General features: G+C 34.6%; 18 protein-coding genes and 3 pseudogenes. 4 read left to right on the top strand and 17 right to left on the bottom strand.

Features of this window, described 5'->3' with window-relative positions; translation table 11 throughout:
• Positions 1–249 precede the first annotated feature (249 nt).
• A complete protein-coding gene (locus wVul_RS06875) occupies positions 250–1,482 on the top strand; it encodes a hypothetical protein (RefSeq protein ID WP_047759678.1) in 1,233 nt (410 codons plus the stop codon).
• 108 nt (positions 1,483–1,590) lie between these two features.
• Entirely contained in the window at positions 1,591–2,529 is a 939-nt protein-coding gene (gene wmk / locus wVul_RS06870) for a WO male-killing family protein Wmk (protein ID WP_047759677.1), read from the top strand.
• Positions 2,530–2,595: 66 nt separating this feature from the next.
• Here the strand turns inward: wmk and wVul_RS06865 are convergent.
• From wVul_RS06865 to wVul_RS06785, 17 genes and pseudogenes are all read right to left on the bottom strand, one after another.
• Positions 2,596–3,510 (bottom strand): annotated as a pseudogene (locus tag wVul_RS06865) (patatin-like phospholipase family protein).
• 29 nt (positions 3,511–3,539) lie between these two features.
• Positions 3,540–3,734, bottom strand: coding sequence for a hypothetical protein (locus wVul_RS06860; RefSeq protein WP_047759676.1), 195 nt, complete (start codon positions 3,732–3,734; stop codon positions 3,540–3,542).
• Between the two features lie 209 nt (positions 3,735–3,943).
• Positions 3,944–4,435 (bottom strand): ankyrin repeat domain-containing protein, encoded by a 492-nt coding sequence (locus tag wVul_RS06855; protein ID WP_047759675.1) that lies wholly within the window; start codon positions 4,433–4,435, stop codon positions 3,944–3,946.
• 35 nt (positions 4,436–4,470) lie between these two features.
• The gene (locus wVul_RS06850; RefSeq protein ID WP_047759674.1) at positions 4,471–5,418 is read right to left on the bottom strand and encodes a contractile injection system protein, VgrG/Pvc8 family; all 948 of its coding nucleotides are present in this window, start codon (positions 5,416–5,418) and stop codon (positions 4,471–4,473) included.
• On the bottom strand, positions 5,419–5,625 hold the full coding sequence (locus wVul_RS06845; RefSeq protein WP_047759673.1) for a tail protein X: 207 nt from the start codon (positions 5,623–5,625) through the stop codon (positions 5,419–5,421).
• On the bottom strand, positions 5,622–5,969 hold the full coding sequence (locus wVul_RS06840; RefSeq protein ID WP_047759672.1) for a phage tail protein: 348 nt from the start codon (positions 5,967–5,969) through the stop codon (positions 5,622–5,624). The genes wVul_RS06845 and wVul_RS06840 overlap by 4 nt, the downstream gene beginning before the upstream one ends.
• On the bottom strand, positions 5,969–8,269 hold the full coding sequence (locus wVul_RS06835) for a phage tail tape measure protein (RefSeq protein WP_047759671.1): 2,301 nt from the start codon (positions 8,267–8,269) through the stop codon (positions 5,969–5,971). Before wVul_RS06835 ends, wVul_RS06840 begins: the two co-directional genes overlap by 1 nt.
• Positions 8,270–8,378: 109 nt before the next feature.
• A complete protein-coding gene (locus tag wVul_RS06830; RefSeq protein WP_010405430.1) occupies positions 8,379–8,636 on the bottom strand; it encodes a phage tail assembly protein in 258 nt (85 codons plus the stop codon).
• 121 nt (positions 8,637–8,757) lie between these two features.
• On the bottom strand, positions 8,758–9,729 hold the full coding sequence (locus tag wVul_RS06825) for an Rpn family recombination-promoting nuclease/putative transposase (RefSeq protein WP_047759670.1): 972 nt from the start codon (positions 9,727–9,729) through the stop codon (positions 8,758–8,760).
• A gap of 95 nt (positions 9,730–9,824) precedes the next feature.
• Positions 9,825–10,331 (bottom strand): phage major tail tube protein, encoded by a 507-nt coding sequence (locus wVul_RS06820; protein WP_047759669.1) that lies wholly within the window; start codon positions 10,329–10,331, stop codon positions 9,825–9,827.
• A gap of 11 nt (positions 10,332–10,342) precedes the next feature.
• On the bottom strand, positions 10,343–11,518 hold the full coding sequence (locus wVul_RS06815) for a phage tail sheath subtilisin-like domain-containing protein (protein ID WP_047759837.1): 1,176 nt from the start codon (positions 11,516–11,518) through the stop codon (positions 10,343–10,345).
• Positions 11,511–12,071: a hypothetical protein gene (locus tag wVul_RS06810; protein ID WP_047759668.1), complete on the bottom strand. Its 561-nt coding sequence runs from the start codon at positions 12,069–12,071 to the stop codon at positions 11,511–11,513. The genes wVul_RS06815 and wVul_RS06810 overlap by 8 nt, the downstream gene beginning before the upstream one ends.
• Positions 12,072–12,178: 107 nt before the next feature.
• Positions 12,179–13,582, bottom strand: a complete 1,404-nt coding sequence (locus wVul_RS06805) for a hypothetical protein (RefSeq protein ID WP_410543415.1) — start codon at positions 13,580–13,582, stop codon at positions 12,179–12,181.
• Positions 13,579–13,764: a hypothetical protein gene (locus tag wVul_RS06800; RefSeq protein ID WP_047759667.1), complete on the bottom strand. Its 186-nt coding sequence runs from the start codon at positions 13,762–13,764 to the stop codon at positions 13,579–13,581. The genes wVul_RS06805 and wVul_RS06800 overlap by 4 nt, the downstream gene beginning before the upstream one ends.
• Positions 13,765–13,768: 4 nt before the next feature.
• Positions 13,769–14,940, bottom strand: a pseudogene (locus wVul_RS06795) (hypothetical protein).
• Between the two features lie 7 nt (positions 14,941–14,947).
• Positions 14,948–16,854, bottom strand: a pseudogene (locus wVul_RS06790) (DUF4815 domain-containing protein).
• A gap of 6 nt (positions 16,855–16,860) precedes the next feature.
• Complete coding sequence (locus wVul_RS06785) at positions 16,861–17,526, bottom strand: hypothetical protein (RefSeq protein WP_047759666.1); 666 nt, start codon at positions 17,524–17,526, stop codon at positions 16,861–16,863.
• Between the two features lie 146 nt (positions 17,527–17,672).
• Between wVul_RS06785 and wVul_RS06780 the strand changes: the two genes are divergently transcribed.
• Positions 17,673–18,908, top strand: a complete 1,236-nt coding sequence (locus tag wVul_RS06780; protein WP_047759665.1) for a hypothetical protein — start codon at positions 17,673–17,675, stop codon at positions 18,906–18,908.
• Positions 18,868–19,938: a hypothetical protein gene (locus wVul_RS06775; RefSeq protein ID WP_047759664.1), complete on the top strand. Its 1,071-nt coding sequence runs from the start codon at positions 18,868–18,870 to the stop codon at positions 19,936–19,938. The genes wVul_RS06780 and wVul_RS06775 overlap by 41 nt, the downstream gene beginning before the upstream one ends.
• Positions 19,939–19,940 lie beyond the last annotated feature (2 nt).

Here is a 19,940-nt window from a genome sequence, read left to right as displayed (position 1 = left end):
AGTTTGGCTACTACACAGTAGCAAAAAAACTTAATCAAGAATCTGAAGAGCAAGAACTGCACAATATAAAAGATCTTTGTATAGCTTGTATATTAAGTCGTGATTAAAGAATAAAAGTCCCAAAAATCTATTCTTTTATTATAAATAGTTGCAAGATATACAAGATCTTTTTATAATTTGCGTATTAAGTTAATCATAAAGCAATAAATTGCTCTATAGACTTGAATAACATGCTTAATAGGAGGCTATATGACTACTAAAAAAACAGTATCATTTGATGATATGGATGGAAATACTTATGAGTTAATCATTGATTCTAAAAAGTTACCAAAAGGACTATATAGTGCTATTAGGCGTACTAGCAAAAAAAATCAGCAGCTTATACTTTTAGACGAGACTGATCCGAAAATATTTGATGATAAAAGCAGGTTTGAGAAGCCTGAAGGTGTGCCTTCCCCTAGCGATGTTTCTGGAAAATCAATCAATCTTGGAGAAGGACGTAAGATTTATAACACAAAATCTTCAAATCGTCAAAATCCGTTTATTCCAGCCTTAAGCAAGATAGAGCCAAGTGCAAGTGAAAATGTAGAATTGAGATGGTTTAAAAGTAGAGTAGTAAAGGCAAAAAGCGTAGATGAACTGAACAAAGTGATAGACCAGGCACTAAGCGCTGGAATCAGGATAAATGCGTATAGCGAAGGACAGAAGAGTTTTGCTGATACGGTGATATCGAAAATGCCTTTGATCAAATGCAAAGAAAATGAGAAGGAAGACATAATATGTGAATTGATGCTAAATGGAGCAATATTCAGTTACGATCTATTGCAGGATAAGGGAATAAGTGAAATGCATAACAAACTGTATCAAGAGATTCATCCACAGATAGATGAGTGGCTTAAAGAATTGAGAGAAATCGGTGAAAGTGCTATTGAAAATGAGGGAATCATAGAGGATGTGGAAATAGACAATCAGACATTTTTTATGAAATTTTCTGATAATAGCAAGGTAAATATTGCAAGAGTATTGGAAGGTACAAAAAATTTAGGGTTAACCACAGGAGAGGTAAAATTAGGAGGTGATGTTATAGAAATGGGAAATAGTAAGGTTGAGGTTAGAAGTGGAAAAGAAGGTGAAAGGAATTATGTTGATGTGTCTGACAATAGTGCTTTTGAGGTAGCATTTCCCACAAGTATTGGTAGCCTAAAAATTGTAATATACCATAATGCAGAAAATGACCATGAGATAGAGGTCAGAGTAGCAGATAAAGAAATGTGGTCTGAACTACAAAAGAGAGGGGAAAATATAGGAAAAGAGTGTTTTTTTGGAGGGATGACGGTCACAGAAGCGGTAGAAAAAGGAAGTTTTCCTAGGAGTGGCAAGTGGAGTAAAGATAAGGTTGAAAAGACAATTAGTAATAGCGAAACATTATCGTGGGTTGATAAGGTATGTGGAGGTAGTAAAGAAACTTCCCGGAAACTTTAAACGAAGGGAGGTTTTCTCCCTTTTTACTTACAACCACAAAATTGCGAACTCTTTATAAGCTAAATATAGCAAAATAACAGATGTTTATTTCGGTAAAATTGTTACGATATGGCAAATATCTCTATAAGATACAAAATAGCACAAAAAGTAAGAAGCTGGAGGCTAAAACAAAAGTATACCCTAAAAGATTTAGTAGAGAAAACAGGCATAAAATATCATACATTACTAAGATATGAGCAAGGAGCATGTGGCATTCCAACTAAAAAATTAAAAGTCATAGCGGAAGAATTATCAGTTCATGTTGGTAGCTTATTTCCTAGACACAAAGTACTGAGAGAAAATTGTTCTTTTAACAAAGAATGGATGTACAACTTTATAGCAAAAATAAAGGGACAAGAGTCATGCAAGTTAATTAGCGACTTAACTGGATTTATTCAAGCTGAAGAGGAAAATAATGTAAAAGCTGCAAGGGTAAGCATGGCCAAGAACTTAGCGAAAGTGGGGTTTGATAATGATATTATCTATCGAGCAACAGGCTTATCAACTGAAGAATATGATAATAAGGAGAAAAAAGGCTCTGAGCATTCAAACGAAGGACAAGAGATAAAAAAATGGAGAATAATAAGAGGATATACTCAAGAGGATTTAGCAAGAGAGCTAGATATAGGACCATCACAGATACATCACTATGAACAAGGTAGTGTTACTATTTTAAGCGAAAGATTATGGGAAATAGCAGAAAAGTTATCAGTTAATCCTGAAGATTTGATGAAGAAATATGAAGAAGATAATTATAAAGCAGAAAACGAGCTATTAAGTTGGGTGAGAGAGTCTAAAAAGATTGACAATCAAGAATCACGAGATGAATTGGGCATATGGGTAGAATTTTTATCGCAAAGAAAGCAAGTTTACAAAGAAAAGATTTACAAAGCGGAGGCAATAAAAGTTGCGAATAATTTACGTATGTTGGACGTTTCTATTGATGCTATTTCTAAAATAACAGATTTATCTGTTGAGGAGCTTGAAAATTATGCTTTCAAAACTTAACCTGAATTAAAAACCTCAGTAGTTTACTGACTCATAAATAATATATTAAAATATTAGAGAGAATAGTTATATATTTAATATTTCTATACAGAATTTCTCTATCACTTTCTGATTATCCTCTATCATTGCATTTGCCTCCTCCTGCAGAGATTTGATATTTTTTGATGTAATGTTATCCATATCAGGTGATGCTATTTTTAATTGCGATTGTATACGTATATATTTATCACCTATAACTTGATCCAACTGATAATTTACTGCATCTAAACTTGAGGCAAACATCACATGTAGTAGTGGTTTTATCCAGCTTATTTTTCCAAATCTCCTTGAATTAGCTATGCTTCTATCTGTTCTACCAGTACCTAGTGATAACAGTATAATCTCATCATTTGGAAACAATTTTTTACCACTTGCATATGCACAAGCCGCTGGATTATTGGCAAACACCCCACCATCCACTAATACTCTGTTTATCTGGTTAATTTTTAGATGTTTTGGTATGAAATAAGTAGGTGCAGCCGTTGCAGCTCTGAGTGCATCTTTCAGCTTAATATTACCTTCTTTCCAGCTTTTGAAGAAAAATGGGCAGTTATTCTGAATATCGTAACTCGTAATCAACACATTACTTAAAATGTTTTTAAGGATATCATCGCCAAAATATTTATGAAGTACATACTCAATATTTTTACTGGGTATTGTGCACAGTTAAACCAAGATATATTGATTCTAAAAATGAAGACTTAAAATATATGCTCGTACTTTTGGTAAAGCTCGATAATCATTTGCTGAATATTGGGGATTTCCCCGTTCATCTTTTTGGCATAACCCTGCTACAACAATTCCACCGGTTGAAGTACCAGCCATTAGATCAAAGATTTGAGAAATAGGCTTCCTTGCTCTCTTTTCTATTTCTGCTAATATTATCGCTGGTGTGATGCCTCTTATGCCTCCGCCGTCAACGGACAAGATGTACTTTGTCATTGTGAAATGTGAAAATTTAGATAAAGGTATTAAGATTTAATTTTCCCGCTTAAGACTTGTAATTTAAACTCATCAAGTTCCTCAGAAAGATTTTTTACCCGTTCTTCCAGACGATATACCGTAACGGTCAATCCGTTGTTCTGCTCTATAAATTTATCATGAATGTGAACCCGTAAATCTAGCTTGGCAAGCCACCATATCGCCGCTACCGTCTGTATTAACATCGTTAATATAGCTCTTTTCACAATAATCCGAACAGATCATAATAACACACTGCTGGCCTCCTGGCTTACAATAGCTATAAAGACGTTTTTACCCACGTTCGGACTATTATAAGAAGGGCTATATTACTGCAACTGGGATCTTTTGATTTTGCATAATGTAATGATTTATTGTGGATAATTGTTGAAACTGTATGTTGTACGCGTGCGGTTTATTGCTCTGGCTTGTACTGCTTTTCTGCTTCATCAAGTAAGTCTACGATTTCTCTATAAGACTTCTTATTTCCACTATAAGATGACCTCTTCATTGCTATAGTTTTTGCAGTTCTTCTTTTACGGCCTTCAACATGAGGGTTAGCTCCTCTTTCTAGTAAAAGTTTCACAACCTCTAATTGGCCACTGTCAGCAGCACTAAGTAGAGCTAAACTAGTATTTATATCTACTCCTTCATCGAGCAGAAATTTGACAACTTCTAAGCATCCTTTCTCTGCGGCATCATATAATGCTCTTTCACTAACTCTTGAATCACCTCTACTCTTTTTTATTAATAATTTCAGAATGTCTAAGTCACAGTTCTTAGCTGACACTTCCAACATTTTCTGATGATCTTCAGCAGCCTTAGATTTTTGATAGTAATACGTAATAACAATAAATACTATTGCTACTATACACCACAAAAACTTGTTTCTTGATATCTTGCTCATGTTCAGCATTAAATCAGCAATTTACTTATTTTCTCTTAATACTTACTCAAAGACGCTGATAATGTAGTAAGATAACCTAAACTATTTAAAGTATGTTCTGCTTTATCAACCACCCATTCACCATCTATGTCTTGATTGAATCCTACAAGATTAAGTTTTGCTTCTGCAAATAGCTCTGGATTACCTGGTATTGTCATCTCTAAAGTCTCATTATTACGCTGCAGTTGCTTAAATCTGGCTTTTGCTGCACTAATTGCTGATTCTGCATTTGGATAAATTGTCTGTATGGCGTAACTTGGTTCACCGCTGCCTACTGTTTCTGATATTTGCTCTCCCTTTTCATAACTATACCATTTTGCTATCACTGAGTTGTATTTATTACGTACAGTAAAATGTACTTTCCAATTGATTGTGTCTTCAGGTCTGATAGTTGTTGTTCCTAAAACCTTTCCTGTTGCTGATTTTGCTGCACCTTTTGGAATAAATAATATATATCCTCCTGCTAATTTTGCCATGGCTTCTCGCTCTATAGCTATCCTAGTTAATAAATTAATATCACTTTCCTCAGTCTGATCAATGTGTGGTATTAATATATCTTTAAATTCTTCAGCAACTTTGTGCCCATATCCATGTTTATTTGCTATTTCTTTGACTAGATCACCCAGTGTAATCTGGTGCCACTCCCTAGATACTTTTTCCTTTAGTGATATCATCAAATTTGTTGCATGAGCTTTGATCGTTAAGGTTTTTGGTGGACTTTGTACTGTAACTTCATTGACTGTATATACACCTATGGGTAGTACTCCTGTTTCTCTATATCCCAAAGCAATCTTTAGCTCTTTTGGAACTTTTATGTTATCATCCCTGTAATCAACACACACTTCAACTACATCGTCTATTGTCCCAGATTCATCGGTAAGGCGCAATGATATAACTCTATCTTTAATTGATTCACATTTATCTATTATAAAATCTGGCTGCATTTATTCCCATACCTTTAATTTTGACTTTTGTACTGGTTTCTGAACAACGGGAAGTTTTATCTTTAACCCTGCTGGCAAGCTCCAGTATTCTGCAAGGCCTGGATTTTTAAGCAATACTTCCTCCACTGCTCCACTACTGTATCCATAATGTTTCCAGCAAATCAGATCTAACATTTCATTTTCTTTGCTCACATAATATATAGTCATCTATAGCTCTTCAAATTCAAGCTCAATTGAACTTTTCTTGGTAATCCATTAGGTAAAAAATACATCTGCTTTTCTTCTAACCTGGTAATTACAAATTGTCCTAAAATATTACCTAAACTATTTACTAAAACATGTGGTTTTTCAGCTTCTTTCATATTCTTTAGTTGATTTAGGCCGTTGAGATTATGCAGATAAATCATTCCTTCCAAATCTATATTTTCTACACCTTGGCCGATATTTTGCAATAGTGGCATATTTCCAATGCACTCAATCGTGCTCCAACGATTTTCTCTGCTATACTTTAAACTTGTGGGGGCAAACTTATACGGACCAAGAGATAGCATCAATAAAATGTCTCTACTGTATCAAATAAAATATCACGTGACTTCTCTCTTATCCTTTTTATTACTTCATCTGCAAGGCTACGGATATCTTGATTTGGCTCTGCTTTAATGCTGATAGTATAATTATTAGTGATGTTCTGAGTTTTATTTTGTTCTTTATTTTCAAACTTACTCCTTGCAAAATCTGCAAATATCTTATCGCTCTCTGTAAACTTTTTCTCCTCAATAAGGCTTTTGACTCTGAAGCTATTTTTATTTCTCTTTGAAAATTCTTTAATTATACTGTTACCTAGCACAGGATTTCCACTGTTGAGAATATTACTTTTTAGGGGAGTATGCACTGCTTTTACTTCAGTTTTTCTTTTTTCAAACTCTTTCAGTGGGCTATTTTCCAATACTTTTCCAAATACACTTTCTCCTATCCATGAAAAAGCTTCTCCTATAGGTTTAATGAGTGATTTTATGTACTCCAAAAAGTTAGAGAAAAAGTCTTTTACCTTTTGCCAGTTAGTTATAACAAGTGCTGCACCAGTAGCAAGACTTGCTATTAAAAGTCCTATAGGGTTACTCATTATAGCGAGTGTTACTGCTCTTAGTCCTGTTACTACTGCAGGAAAAACTGTAGCTGATAAAAATGAAAATACTCCAAGTAGGTTTGCTTTCAGACTAAAAATCGTACTTCCTAGCAATGTAAATCCGTATCCTAGTCCTACTGCTACAATTTTTAAACTTATCAAGGCTGCTACAGTACCCATGATTGCTTTGGTTAAAGTTGGATATTTTTCTGCAAATAACGCTATGCTTCTAGTTTTTTCTTGTAAAAATTCAGCTATAGATTTTAAAGTAGGCAGCATCACTGAACCCAGGTTCATACCAACTTCAGCTATTGCGTTGCGAAGAAGTCGTAATTTACTGGCTGTGGTGTCTACACGGTTTTGAAATTCTTTCTGCAACGAGCTCTTGTACTCTTCTGTGTCAGATAGTAACCTTATAGCATCTTCGTATTTGTTAAAACTTCCAGCTAATAATGCAATATCATCTTGATATTCCTGACCGAAAAGTTTCATAAGGATTGTAGAACGTTCCTGGTTATCCATTTTCTTTAGAGTTTGAAAAAAATAGAGTAATGCTTCTTCGCCGTTTTCGCTTATTCTTTGTACTATTTCTTCTGCAGTTATGCCCATTTGCTCTAATGCTGCTTTAAAATCCCCTCCTTGTTCTTCAGCAGTCTGAAGTTTACTAAGTAGAGCATTTATAGCAGTTGCAGCTTTTGCTGGTTGTTTACCTAAACTAACGAAGGCATTTACTAAACTACTTGTTTCCTTGATGTCAAGACCAAATTGTTTTGCAGTACCACCAACTATTGCTAGAGCTTCAACCATATCTTTTGCTTTGGCAGCAGTGTTATCTGATAAGTGATTGATTACATTACCAACGTATTCCATTTTACTAACATCAATTCCATAAACGTTAGAGAGTTTAGCTATAGAATCACCTGCTTGCTCTGCAGACATATCAAATGCTGTTGACATTTTTGCCACTGTTTCTGTAAACTTAAAAAGATCTTCTTTCTTGATACCAAGTTGACCACCACTTGCAGCTATTTGTGCCAGTTCTGCGGCTGATAATGGTATAGTATGTGACATCTCTTTTAACTTCTTTGCAAATTTAGTTGCTTCATCCGTTCCTTTTTTAAAATCTACCACTTTTGTAACATCAGCCATAGCACTTTCAAAGTCAATTGCAACTTTAACTGGAGCTGCAAGTGAAAGTCCCAGCCCAATAGTTTCTATAATTTGTGACTTAAAATGTGCTTTACTTGCTAAAAAACTTTGGTGACTACGTATTGCAGACCCAAGCTTACCATACTTACCTTTTAGTATTTCAATAGAAGAACCAAGTTTATATTGATCACTTACTAATGACTTAATATTCCTTCCACTTTTTCTGATTTCTTCATTTAGTGAGTACAAAGTATCTCTCTTTTTCAAGTAAGCTTCTTTTGCTTTTGTTGCAGAAAATTTAGCTTTATCAAACTCAGCTTTTAAAGTTTTGCTTGGTTTCTCTATCGCTTTCATTTGTTTAGCTAAAGATTTTACTTGATCTTCAAAGCCCTTCCACGACCTCCTGCTAGTCAAAACATCATGACCCAACTGCTTAAACTTTGATACTGATTTTAAAGATGAGTCAAGCTTTCTTATATTCTCACCAAGACAGGTAAGTTGACTACTACTTCCCTTTATTACAGTATTAAAACTGCCATCAAGTACCGCACCTATTTTTATCGATAATACTGACATTTGAACTTCCTAGCTAATTTGCTCCATAAAATAAACTCACTAATCTCCATATCAAGAATGTGCTCAACTCCACCACCTATGATAGAGCCAAGCACTAGTATTTCTAATCTCAAGTTTTTTGGATAATCGGTGAAAAAAAATCCTTTAATACCTCTTGAATTTTCACATAATCAGCAATATCTAACTCTTCAATTGCTTCTTTTGCAACTGATGTCAAATTGGCAGTCAAAGTTACTTCCTTACTCAGATCACTACCATTAAGTCTCTCAATAGCAAGATAATCTCTAACTTTTGGACGTCTAACGGTAAGTTCTGAGACAGAAATACCATCAACTGTAATTGGGTTGTTTAGTGTTATAGCTTGCATACTTTTCCTGAAAAAGTTAATTAAATAAAAGTCTATATCGGCTTTTACATAACTAATTTTTTTTATTACAGTTTTTGTGTTTGATTGAAGAGGCAACCTAATATAAAAGTTGTAGTAGGGGTTATTTCCTTTCCACTTGGATTAATTCTTGAACTTCATCAACAGAAAGACCTGTACACTTGACAATAGTGTTAATATCAACGTTATTGGTCAGCATCGCTTTTGCAACTTCAATCTTTCCTTCAATCTTTCCTTCAATCTTTCCTTCAATCTTTCCTTCAATCTTTCCTTCAATCTTTCCTTCAATCTTTCCTTCAATCTTTCCTTTCTCTTCTCCAATTTGGATTCCTTCATGTTTAGCATCATCGAGTTTTTGAGCAAGGACAGCCTGTTCATCACGAATACGCTTGGTCTCCTGTTCATATGCTATAAACTCTTTTTCTGACCAGTTAAACCTATTTAGCTCTTCATACGCTTTTTTGATTATTACGTCACTTCCTGTTATCCTTTCCAATTCTTCTTCACTTGTTTCATCAGCGTACTTAAAAAAATATACCCACTTCTCAACTATATTTGAAAGCTGATCTTCTTTGGTTTTTGTAAATTTAGGCAGTTCAATAAATACAAAGTAAAAATCTTTTAGATCATGTTCATTAGTATCTTCATCGCGAATAGTGTGTTTTGATTTATACTCAGACTTATCAGGAAATAGTATACAATCTGCTATAGCAATAAAGATAATTTCCTTAAGGTCATGGTATTGATCACCTTTATCCGCTTGTCTTGAGTAAGCTTTAGCAGCGTAGTATTGGGCACGTTTTTCAAAGCCTTTGGTTTTAGCGACCTGCATCTCAATTATCCATTGCACTCCTGTTGAATCTCTACATAGCACGTCAACAATACTTTGCTTTTTAGATGCAATATCAGGATCTTGAATAGTACTTAAGAACTCTATATCCTGTATTGCATTTTTGCCAGTAAAACTCAAAATATCATTTAGAAAGTGAATGAGGATATCTTTATTCTTTTCTGTACCAAAGATACGGCGGAATGCTATATCATTCTTAGGGTCGAGAAATTTAGATAAAGCCATAGCAAAAATGCCTAAAAAACGTTACTAATTATACAGTATTATCAGTAATTTTTCAATAAAAAAGTGGTTATATAAAAAGGCATCCATCTATTCCATTAAATCCCTAGAATCGTTTGCAGCAAGGCCATTTGATCAACATCATTTATCTTTCTAATCATATTTTCAGCATCGATTTCTATTAATTCATTACTACCTATCGCAAGTTTATAGTAATGAGCAGCTACAGTACACTTCAGCGTTGCTTTTTCAGCAGGTTTCCAGCTACCAAAATCAAATTCTTTGAATATGCCCCTTAAATTGATTATTACTCCTTCAATATCATTACTTCCACTTCCTTGTAATCCACCTCTTAGCGTCAAAGAAACCGAATTTCCATCTATCAAGCCAAAAAGCCTAAAAAGTTCTGAATCATATTCTGCAAAAGTAAAATCAGCTTCAAGTTTCTCCATCCCCATATCAATATTTATTGGAATATCCATACCACCAGCTCTGTACTCTTCGGTTTTTATGGTAAGCTTTGGTAGGGTAATTTCATCTATTTTTCCTGCATAACCACGACCATCAACAAATACGTTAAAATTTCTCAGTATTTTTGGTAACACTTCGCTTTCTCCTAACTTATTACACTATTATTTACAAGATGAGATCTGAATATTATTTGCTCAGCCGGATACGGTGGTGTAAATTCAAAGTCAAAATATACTTTTCCACTTGCAATGTTTGCCGGCGTATTGAGTTCTGGGGTTGCATAACATCTTCCACTGATAATCGCTCCTTGGGCTTTTAAATTAGCCAAATAAGAATTCACCCCCTCAATCACATCATCTATATAAGTTTTAGTGATATTGCGATCAACTGCCCATAAATGAGCCCTAAGTAAACTATCGTTAATTAAATCTGCAGTTCTTCTCACTGATAAAAAAGCCCATTTTGAGTCATTTGAACATGTTCTATTTCCCCAAAGCCTATAGCCATTTTGATGAATTATCGTTGTTACTTCATTTTCATTCAAGTGGTTTGCTCTACAATTTATATTACCGAGCGTAAAATCAATAGGCCTGCTTGTTCCAACAATACCATTTATCTCTTTATTTGAAGGTGAGTGCCAGAAGCCTTGCTCGCTGTCTATCTTAGCTATTAAACCAGCTACAAATGGGCTTGCTGGCAAGATTCCTTCTTTTCCTTCAATAAATACCTTAACCCAAGGATCAACTACGTAAACTCTTGAGCTGCCTACACTTTTTCTCCATTTTATTGCTTCTTCATCATTAGTATTTGGTCCATCTGCTACTATTATGCTTCTCAGCTTTTCTGCTACGGAAATTAATGCTGCAACCACTGCATCTTCTGGTAGTTGGTGAGTAAATTGAGGTGCAATTAATATTCTTGGGGCAACATGAACTATACTTTCATTGCTGAGGAATGCCTCTATCCCTTGATACTCTCCAGTCTCTTTATCAACTCCGCCAATTATACTTTGAATAGTTTCACTTTCTTTGAGCTTTGAATCGCTGTTTTCACTTTCTTTAACTCTAATAACTACTACTGTTGCACCAATTTGGGAAAATATTCCATTTACTGCAGAAGGTAAACTGCCACTCTTTCCAAGCTTTGCTGCTTCCTTTAAACTTCCTGCTATCAGTACTGGTTTATTCAGTGGAAATTTTTGCTCATCAGCTTCGAATGCAGTACCAATTACACCTATCACTGATGATTTAGCTGTGCGTACTGTTCTTGACCCTGAGGTTACCTCAATAACATTTACACCATGTAAAAATTCTTCAGCCATTTCTTTGTATTTTTTTCCTGAAATCATCTAGCAAAGTCTGTAGCTCATTTTCACTTTTGGCTTCTTCAATCTTTCTTTTGGCTAAATCTTCAAGCTCTTCACATTTAATTATTGCTTTTACTGCTTTTTTCACTTTTTCCTCGATTATTCCTGCCATTTCAATAACCGTAATACCACGTACTTTTGCTAGAGGTTCTATAATTTCTTTATCCTTTTCATCTATAGATTCTGGTGCTGCTAGAATGCTTTTTGCGGCTTCCGCTTGAATCTCATAAGATTTAGCTTTTTGGTGAGAATGACCTGCATATTGGTGAGTATGATTATCATAATAGAAACGCATACTATCAAATGCACAAAGCTTCGCATTATCCAGTAACTCCTTTTGTATATCTTCTTTAGTACACTGAGCAATTTCTCCTCCTTCTGTTAAACAATAGCTTTTTTGCCAATCAAAATTCTTTGGCGCTTCATACCAATCATTTCCTGTTGGCTTGTTTTCAAGTGTTGTTGTTTCAATCTGCTTGTGGTTTTCAAAACGTATATAAATAGTCACAAATTCCTCCTCATTGCCATATTTGATCAGTTCGTTCTAATCCTGGACATTGCCAAGCCCTGAGCGTCCTTTCCACATCTACCTCAAGCCCTGTGGTGAGAAAATTGCTACGTATGTCCCCACTGGATAAATTGACCATAGTTGTATACATAATTTGATGCAAGCATACCTTGACTGACCTGTGTTCTGGAATACAGGTAAGATGATGTGTAAAGTAATATTGCAACTGTTTTTCCTGCTGGAATCTCCACATTACCAGATCCGGCTAACTTGCTATCAGAACTCGTGTATTGGTAAACATTTTTCCATACTATTTTTGAAATACTTGATTTATTAGAATTAGTATTATCAGGAGTTCCCACAAATAATCCTGCTCCCCCATACTCCGTACTCGAATACGATGATCCAACAAATTCCATTGTCTTATTTATGTTCACATTGGTTGTATTTTTTACAAATACTACTCCAAGTGCAGCATATGGGTAATAGTATATTTGATCATAACTACCAGAAAAACTGTTTGTGTATAACTCTCCGTAAATAAATGTTCCTTTACTTCCCTCTATAAAACTGAGTTGTCTTGGCCGATATAAACTAACATAATCTGTATCGTATGTATGGCTACCTGCTAGTAGTTGTAACATATAGTCAGTTTTTGTTATATCACTACTCCACTTTCCAAGCTCTGTCATAAAAGTTCCGTGGCCAAAATAATTATTTTTTCTTCCAAGTACACCAAATAAGAAAGGTAATGAACCTGGTTCAACCATATTGCGCTTTTTTATTTCGTTTGTAAGCGACACTTTTAATTGATCATCTCGAGTCTTTACATCATTTGTAAGAGATGTTCTTAATTGATCATCTCTAGTTTTTACCTCATTAGAGATGTTTTCAATTCGAGTTTCTATTTCTCCTATAATTGATGAACCAGGTGGTACATTATTAATAGCACGAAAACTTTCTACTACACCTTTAAGACCATCTTTATGACTGTTGCTAACACTGTTTATTGCTGCAATATTGGCATTCTTTCTCGTATCAAGTAGCGATATATGTGAATCTGATGATGCTTTTAAAGTGTTTAAGGAATTATCCCTAAGCTTGTTAATTTCATTGACAGAATCTGTTTTTGCTTCAGTTATTGCAGATATTGAATTTTCCTTATTGCTGTTTATGTCACTTAAGTGCTTCCTTGCAGCGCTTAAAAGTTCATTTAACTTACCATCTGTCATCTGTACAATTTCAGAAACCGCACTTTTGTCGATTATTGATTCCAGTGCTTTAGCAAGATATGCTAATTGATCTGGAGTACTGTTTGCTACTAAATCCTTAAGTCTTTTTTGTAGTGCATCAATTATTTCTTTTACTTCAGTCATTTGCACAACGTTGGAAATAGCTTTTTTATCTGCTATCAATTCCAGAGATTTTGCAAGATATGCCAGTTGATCAGGTGTGCTACTTACTGCTAAATCCTTTATCCTTTGGTGTAATGCTTCTATTGCTTCTTTCATTCCCAAAAATTTAAAAAAGTTTCAAAGTTAACCCGCTCAAAATTACTCTTAAGTTCATTTTCTCTCTCACTCATATCTTCATCTATTTTTTCTATAGCTCTTCGAATACATACTACATCTTCCACTGCAATATTCTCTGGATGAGGTAGTGAATATCCTCTGCTTGTTTTATCATCTGACATTCTGCTACGTGACAATGATTCGTAGATTTTTGACTTTTGGCCGATAGACAACTGTTCCACTTAAAACTAATTTTATTCTTGTCTCATTGCCATTAAAGTTTGTCAGTACGTGAGTTCTTTCTACCCAATTTTCCCCTATTGGTTTTCCTAATGTTAAATTTACTAATTGCCAATTCACGTTTTTTTGCACATATGCTTTAACATCTGCAGTGCCAGGTATCAGCGCATCATAGGTAATTGTTATCTTAGTGTTAGCTCCCGCTGTAATGCTTCTTGTTACATAATCTGCACTCTCAGAAAGATTACCCATAACTAGCTGTAACCCAGGATAGAGAACAGGACTTCTTTCTTTTGACCCTTTTAAATTTGCCTTTACTGTTAACTCTCCACTGATTCTTTCACGTAGTGCGAGTGGCAAATTATCAGACAAAAAGTTTTCTTTTCCCTCTTCATCTGTTAAAATAAATTCTACATTGGTATCAAATGCTACTTTTTCGACGTTCGTCAAAACAATTAAATCTGATACGTTATTTGCAGTAACTTTTCCAAGATCAATAACATGAGAATTTTCACTAAATTTTGCAGCTAGTAGTCGAAACGTTAAATCTAAATTTTGATGTGGAGTCCAGGTACTTGCATTGCTCGATGAAAGTAATACTCCCACTTGATATGGCTACCCAACGGCTATTTACTGCATCATATTTGCCAAGCTCTGCTACCTTTACTGCAGTATCTGCATCATCGGTAAGTAAAACTATTGCATATTCTCTGCCAGCTTCACACCAGACAGGAGACCAAGTAATACGTGTTGCTGTGCCATCTATCTTTATATCTTTTGGCTCAATATAGCTTTCAGCAATGACAGTCTGCGAGGGCATTCCCACTGCTGTTGCTCTAATCTGCACAACAACACGTTTTTTGCCGCTATTTGTGAACCATATCTCTACACCTCCTATGTGTCTGCTTTCATTTGGTGTAAATGTCTGGGCTAACTCTTCTTGCTGCAATAACTCTTCTTCTTTCTTCTATGGTAATAGTTTTTTTACCAGTATAAGTTGCTTCTCCATAACTGCCTTTATCACCGTAAAACTGTACTAATTTAGTACCTGCTGGAATATTTGCTGGGATTTTTATTTTTCCCTTTAATTTTCCCTGGTTGTTAGCTCTTTTTTCCATTTGCCTTCTATGCTATGGGTTGAATACTGATGCCATCAAATTTTATTTCCTTAAGCTTTTCACCTAGCTCAAAACCTTCAATTTCAAAATCTTGTACTACTTCTCTCATAAATTCAGCTTCGTATGAAGTACTTGACAGCAATTCTGTTGTTTCTTTAACATTAAATACCCTGGTTATTGGACTTTTCCAATTCGTGGTAACCTCCGTCCAGTGATCAATGTTTTTATTTAGAGTAATTTGAACCGGTACTGGGTCAAAAGCTTGATATGGATTAATCTTTTCTCCTTTAGTCTGTAAAAGCTGCTCAAGCACTGGCTCAAGTTCATACGGCAATAAATAAGGTTCTTTACCTCTTTCAACATCAATAATTTCCACGTCTATCGGCAAAATTAGTTCCTTGTTTACTATTGCTGCAAACTGCTTGATCACGCATATCATCATCAAAGAACGAATCAACAAATACTCCTTTTTTGGTAGTAGGTTCTCTTGAATTTGCATCACTGCGTAGACGTTCCTCTGCAACCAGCGCATAAAGATCATTTATTCCTTTTTTCATTGCTTCAAGCTCATTCATCGGTACAGCATGAATAGCATTATTCACTATTTTTACCCCTTCTTTTTCTCCGTTTTTCCATGTCTGATGAATGTAGCAGAGCAAAAGTTGTCCGCTAGGTGCTTTAGGCATTGATGGTCGCCAAGGGTGAGCTATACCTTTTATTCTCCTTACTGCTCCTTTGCTATCGATAGTAATTAAATCATAGCGTGGCATTTTCCAGGTGTAATCAATCAGAACCAGACTGTTATCAACGGCACCTCTTACTTTACATCCCTCTTCATTTATATCTTCAGGACTTACCTGAGTGCGACAGCGATAGGTTATAAGGTAACTACTTCCAGGTGCTGGTTCTTTGCCGGGTAATGACCAATCAACGTTTCCTGCGTTTAATTTGTAATCTATACTATTTTCATAAATAACATTGCCTTGTTTAATCTGGATAATTTCTAGCACTGCAGAATCAGGAATAGCTCCAGAATATGAACCGTGAGTAACGGCAAATGTTTTTTGAACAGTTATATCTACTTTTTTAATTTCACTTATTGGAAAATCATTAACTTTTAGTTCCATTACTCTTTGGCTATTTGGCTGAAAAGTATGTGGCTCTGATTCAACTGATTTTATATTTCATCAAAAGAAATGCGAATACTATGTGGTAACTCAATTTCATAGCCATCAACATGAGCTTTGCCCTCATTAATCACGAATACTTGCTTTTTGCCCTCTTCTTCCTTTTGCAAAAACATTACTTCAAGGCCATTTACAACGTAGGAACCATTTGCTTCTTTGTCATAACGAGCAAGAGCAGTAGTTACTATGTTTGCTTGTGGAGGTGGTGAATGTTCTATTAATATCCCATTTTCAATGTTGTAAATTGGGTAAAATTCCCCATTTGTAGAGTTAACAGTAACACTCTCTGCTTGATGACCCCAAATGGTGGAAACTTTAAGCCTTGCAGCTCCTACTTCCTGATAGTTTCTTGTACCAACAGCAGGATCACGAAGATTTTCATCCTCAAGCTCTGTAATGGTAGATTCTACGTAATAAACACCGATACGAACTATAGTATTAAGAGGAACAACAAACTCTTCTTTTTCGACTTTTCTAACTGCTCCACGAAGATAGATTTTTCCTGATTCAAGCGTAACTTTACCAGTTTCTCTTCTATAATACAATTGCTGCCTGTTATAACATCACCATCACGAAATATTGCATCACCTATGCCTTTGAGCCTCAAAAGGGCGTAATCTTGAATCTCATTTAATTCTGCTGATTGTAGACCTCTTCCTGCCAGGAACAAACTTTTTTCGTATTCTTTGTCAGGATTAAAGCGATTATAATAACTATTTAAGGTCATTTTGTTTCAAAAAGTTACAACAAATGAAAAAGTTTCCCGAGTTGCTGAAGTCCTAATGAGCGGTACTGTATGTTCTAAAACTAATAAGATCCCTGGGTCTTCTATATCTTGAGGTTCAAAATATCTTTGTCCTCTAGGTAACCCTTCTTTTACTTTAGTACCAACCATAACTCCTAGCTCCCTGATAACTTGATTTGCTGCGTCCGTGAAATCGAAAGTAAACTTGAGATAAAGATTATTGGTTGGTACATTAGAAGGGTTAAACCTCCCTGTTGGAGTCAAAAGCTCTCCATTCTCATCACCTGTGCAAAAGAGAACCTCATCGGCAGTACGTCTGCCAAGTTCATTGAACAGTTTTTGAGACGTAATATGCTCCGGTGGTGTGCTTTCACTATACTCTACAGTAACTGCACTATTTGCCGTGATAGAGCTATTTTCCGTACGTTTTATTACACCACTACTGCTATCAACTATATTTGGCTGATAAGTTGTTTGTCCTGTAAAAACCCTTACATCTTTAATAGTGTGGTGATCTAGAGCTGTTTCACCCTCAACAAAAACTTTTTCGACCTGATGGCTACTTTCCCAACCACTGCCCCAAGCAAGATGGATAGATTGCTTTTTTATGCTGGCTGCTATTGCTGCTCTTCCTGACTGTGTAAGAATTGACATTTGAAAGTTTGACTCCTGTATATATATTCACCAAAATTACAAAAACTGTTCAGTTTTTTTAGGAAAATTCTTCTTTTTTTTCATAATAAATTTTTGTTGACTAATCTTTAATCTATTTTAGACATAATATATTTACTTTTAGATATATGATAGCTAGTGAGGAGTTTTGGGAAAGTAATTTAGAAATGCCAGTATCCTTTCTGCTTAAGGACTTTCAAAATCCAAGTTTACGTGAAAGTTGGCTTAATTCTCTTTCTGGTAGACAATTAAGTGTGATTTTTAACCACTATTTTCAGAATAAGCAAAATAGGCAATTATTTAAAGACCACGAACAATGCGATGATATTTCAACTCAGCAAAAGCGTAAAATGCTTACTAAAATTTCTGAATCTCTGTTTGATTATTATTTAGTCAATCGTTTTAGTCGTACAAAATCAGATACAACTATAGCTGAAGTAGCACAGTCTGTATTAGGCCAAGATCTTCTGAAGTCATTTCTGCTACAAAATAACAAATATGACAAAAAGTCCTTGTTGTTCACTCTCTTTATAACTAATCGTAACTTACTAAAACAAATTTTCTGCTTTAATCAAGTACAGAAAAAAGGGTTTTTACCTTTCATATTAAAAAATCCTCCAAGACAAAAGGCCACTTCATTTAAGGATTTTTTATCAGAAAGTACAATACAGCAAATATTAAAACAGCATGATCTATTTGAAAATGATAGTTTTGAAAGTCAATTTCAAGAACTCTTTTACTACCAAAATAGTATTTACTTATTTATACGACGTGCTAGTAAAGATGAAGATTTATTAATCAGTTCAAATAAGGTAATACACGGTTATAAACCTAGTAGAATTATTATTGACTTTGCTTTAAATGCTAACCAAGTAAACTTATCTATTCAAAGTTTTGATCAAGGATTAAAAATAGCAAATAGAATAGTAAGCTGTTATTTTCAGCGAGAATGTTCATTTACTAACATGCGCCACCAAAATACAACAGCACAAGTGAGGACTTTTTTGAATGACTGTGTAAAACAACATGTACCTGATATTCACCTATTTGAATTGAAATTTGGTCCATCTAAATCTAAAACTAATCTTACGTTAAACACAGATAATATTGAAGAGTGGTTGCAGAAAATAGAGCCTTCGGTTGGTAGTGTACTGCATGATGTTTCGCTTGTTCAGCATATCAAAGTATTGTTTAAAAGTAAAAAAGTTACTTTATCCTTTCAGACAGACACGCAATACGCAAATTATATAGAAATTGATTACTCAGAATATGTTCTCAATAGAAAAGAACGAGATGATTTTAAGTCTTTAATTAGAGATAGCTATGGAATTATCGTTTTGTCGAAAACACTCTCAAGATATTGATACTATGTTAGTAAATAGGTCCTGGGTAAATCCTAACGAGAACTATATAAAGGCTGCAGAGCATCTCAGTCAGCTTGATTTTGTTAAGCTTGAGAAGTATTATTTTGTTATTTGTGCTAATGATTTAGATCTTGATTTTCCAAATATACAAAATCCTTATTGCAAAAATGAGGTTATCATTTCTCATGATTTTGATGAAGATTGTGATGATCTAGCTTGCGAGGATTGTGGTCGTGATATTTTTCCTGATACTTACAAAAAACAGCGTTATCTTGTGCTTTCAATAAAACTTAATACGGAAAAAATTATAAGTTGGTTTGAAAAACTATTAATAGGACTCATATGGGAAAAGGCGGCAAATGGGATATATCATATAAGCTTTAAAAGTAAAATAGTAAGCATTATAATACCAACTTTATGTACTGATAAGTCATATTTAACTGTAGATAGGTTAAGAGCTAATGTTGCTGTTCTTATAACTTTTGGAAAGGAAGACTTAAAAATATTGTTAAGCCTATACACTGTTTCCATGGCTGATTTAATTTGTGAATATCAAACTCTAAATCAAATACTAAGCGAAGCAGTTGAAAAAGGAGTACCAGAGCTATTACCTAATGTTTCTTTTCAAGCATTCCCTTATGTTCCACTGCAAGAAATAACTCTTCCAGAAAAAAAGATACTGCGATTAAAAGTTGAAGATAATATTATTTATGTTAATGATATTGAAATTATAGGCAAACAAGCAATTTCGAGCATCCGTATTTTTAGAGTGTTACTTAAACAATTTTTACGTGATTTTGAAGCAGCTAAAGAATATAAATTTCTTAGTATCATTCAAATAGCAGATAGTTTAGGTATTGAAGACCCAGAACAGCAAGTGCGCAGACCTCTTAATAGAATGCAAAAAACAATAGCAGAAAAGCTAGCTAGCACCTTGGGACTAAATATAAAACGCGATGATGTGATACAAGCATGTAACTGGTCAGGCTATCGGCTTAATCCATCTACCATTAACTTAAGTGCTAGCTAAGC

This window comes from Wolbachia endosymbiont of Armadillidium vulgare str. wVulC (assembly GCF_001027565.1).
Lineage (GTDB): Bacteria > Pseudomonadota > Alphaproteobacteria > Rickettsiales > Anaplasmataceae > Wolbachia.
The sequence above is the reverse complement of the archived record's forward strand: the minus strand, read 5'-3'. Positions and strand labels throughout refer to the sequence as shown.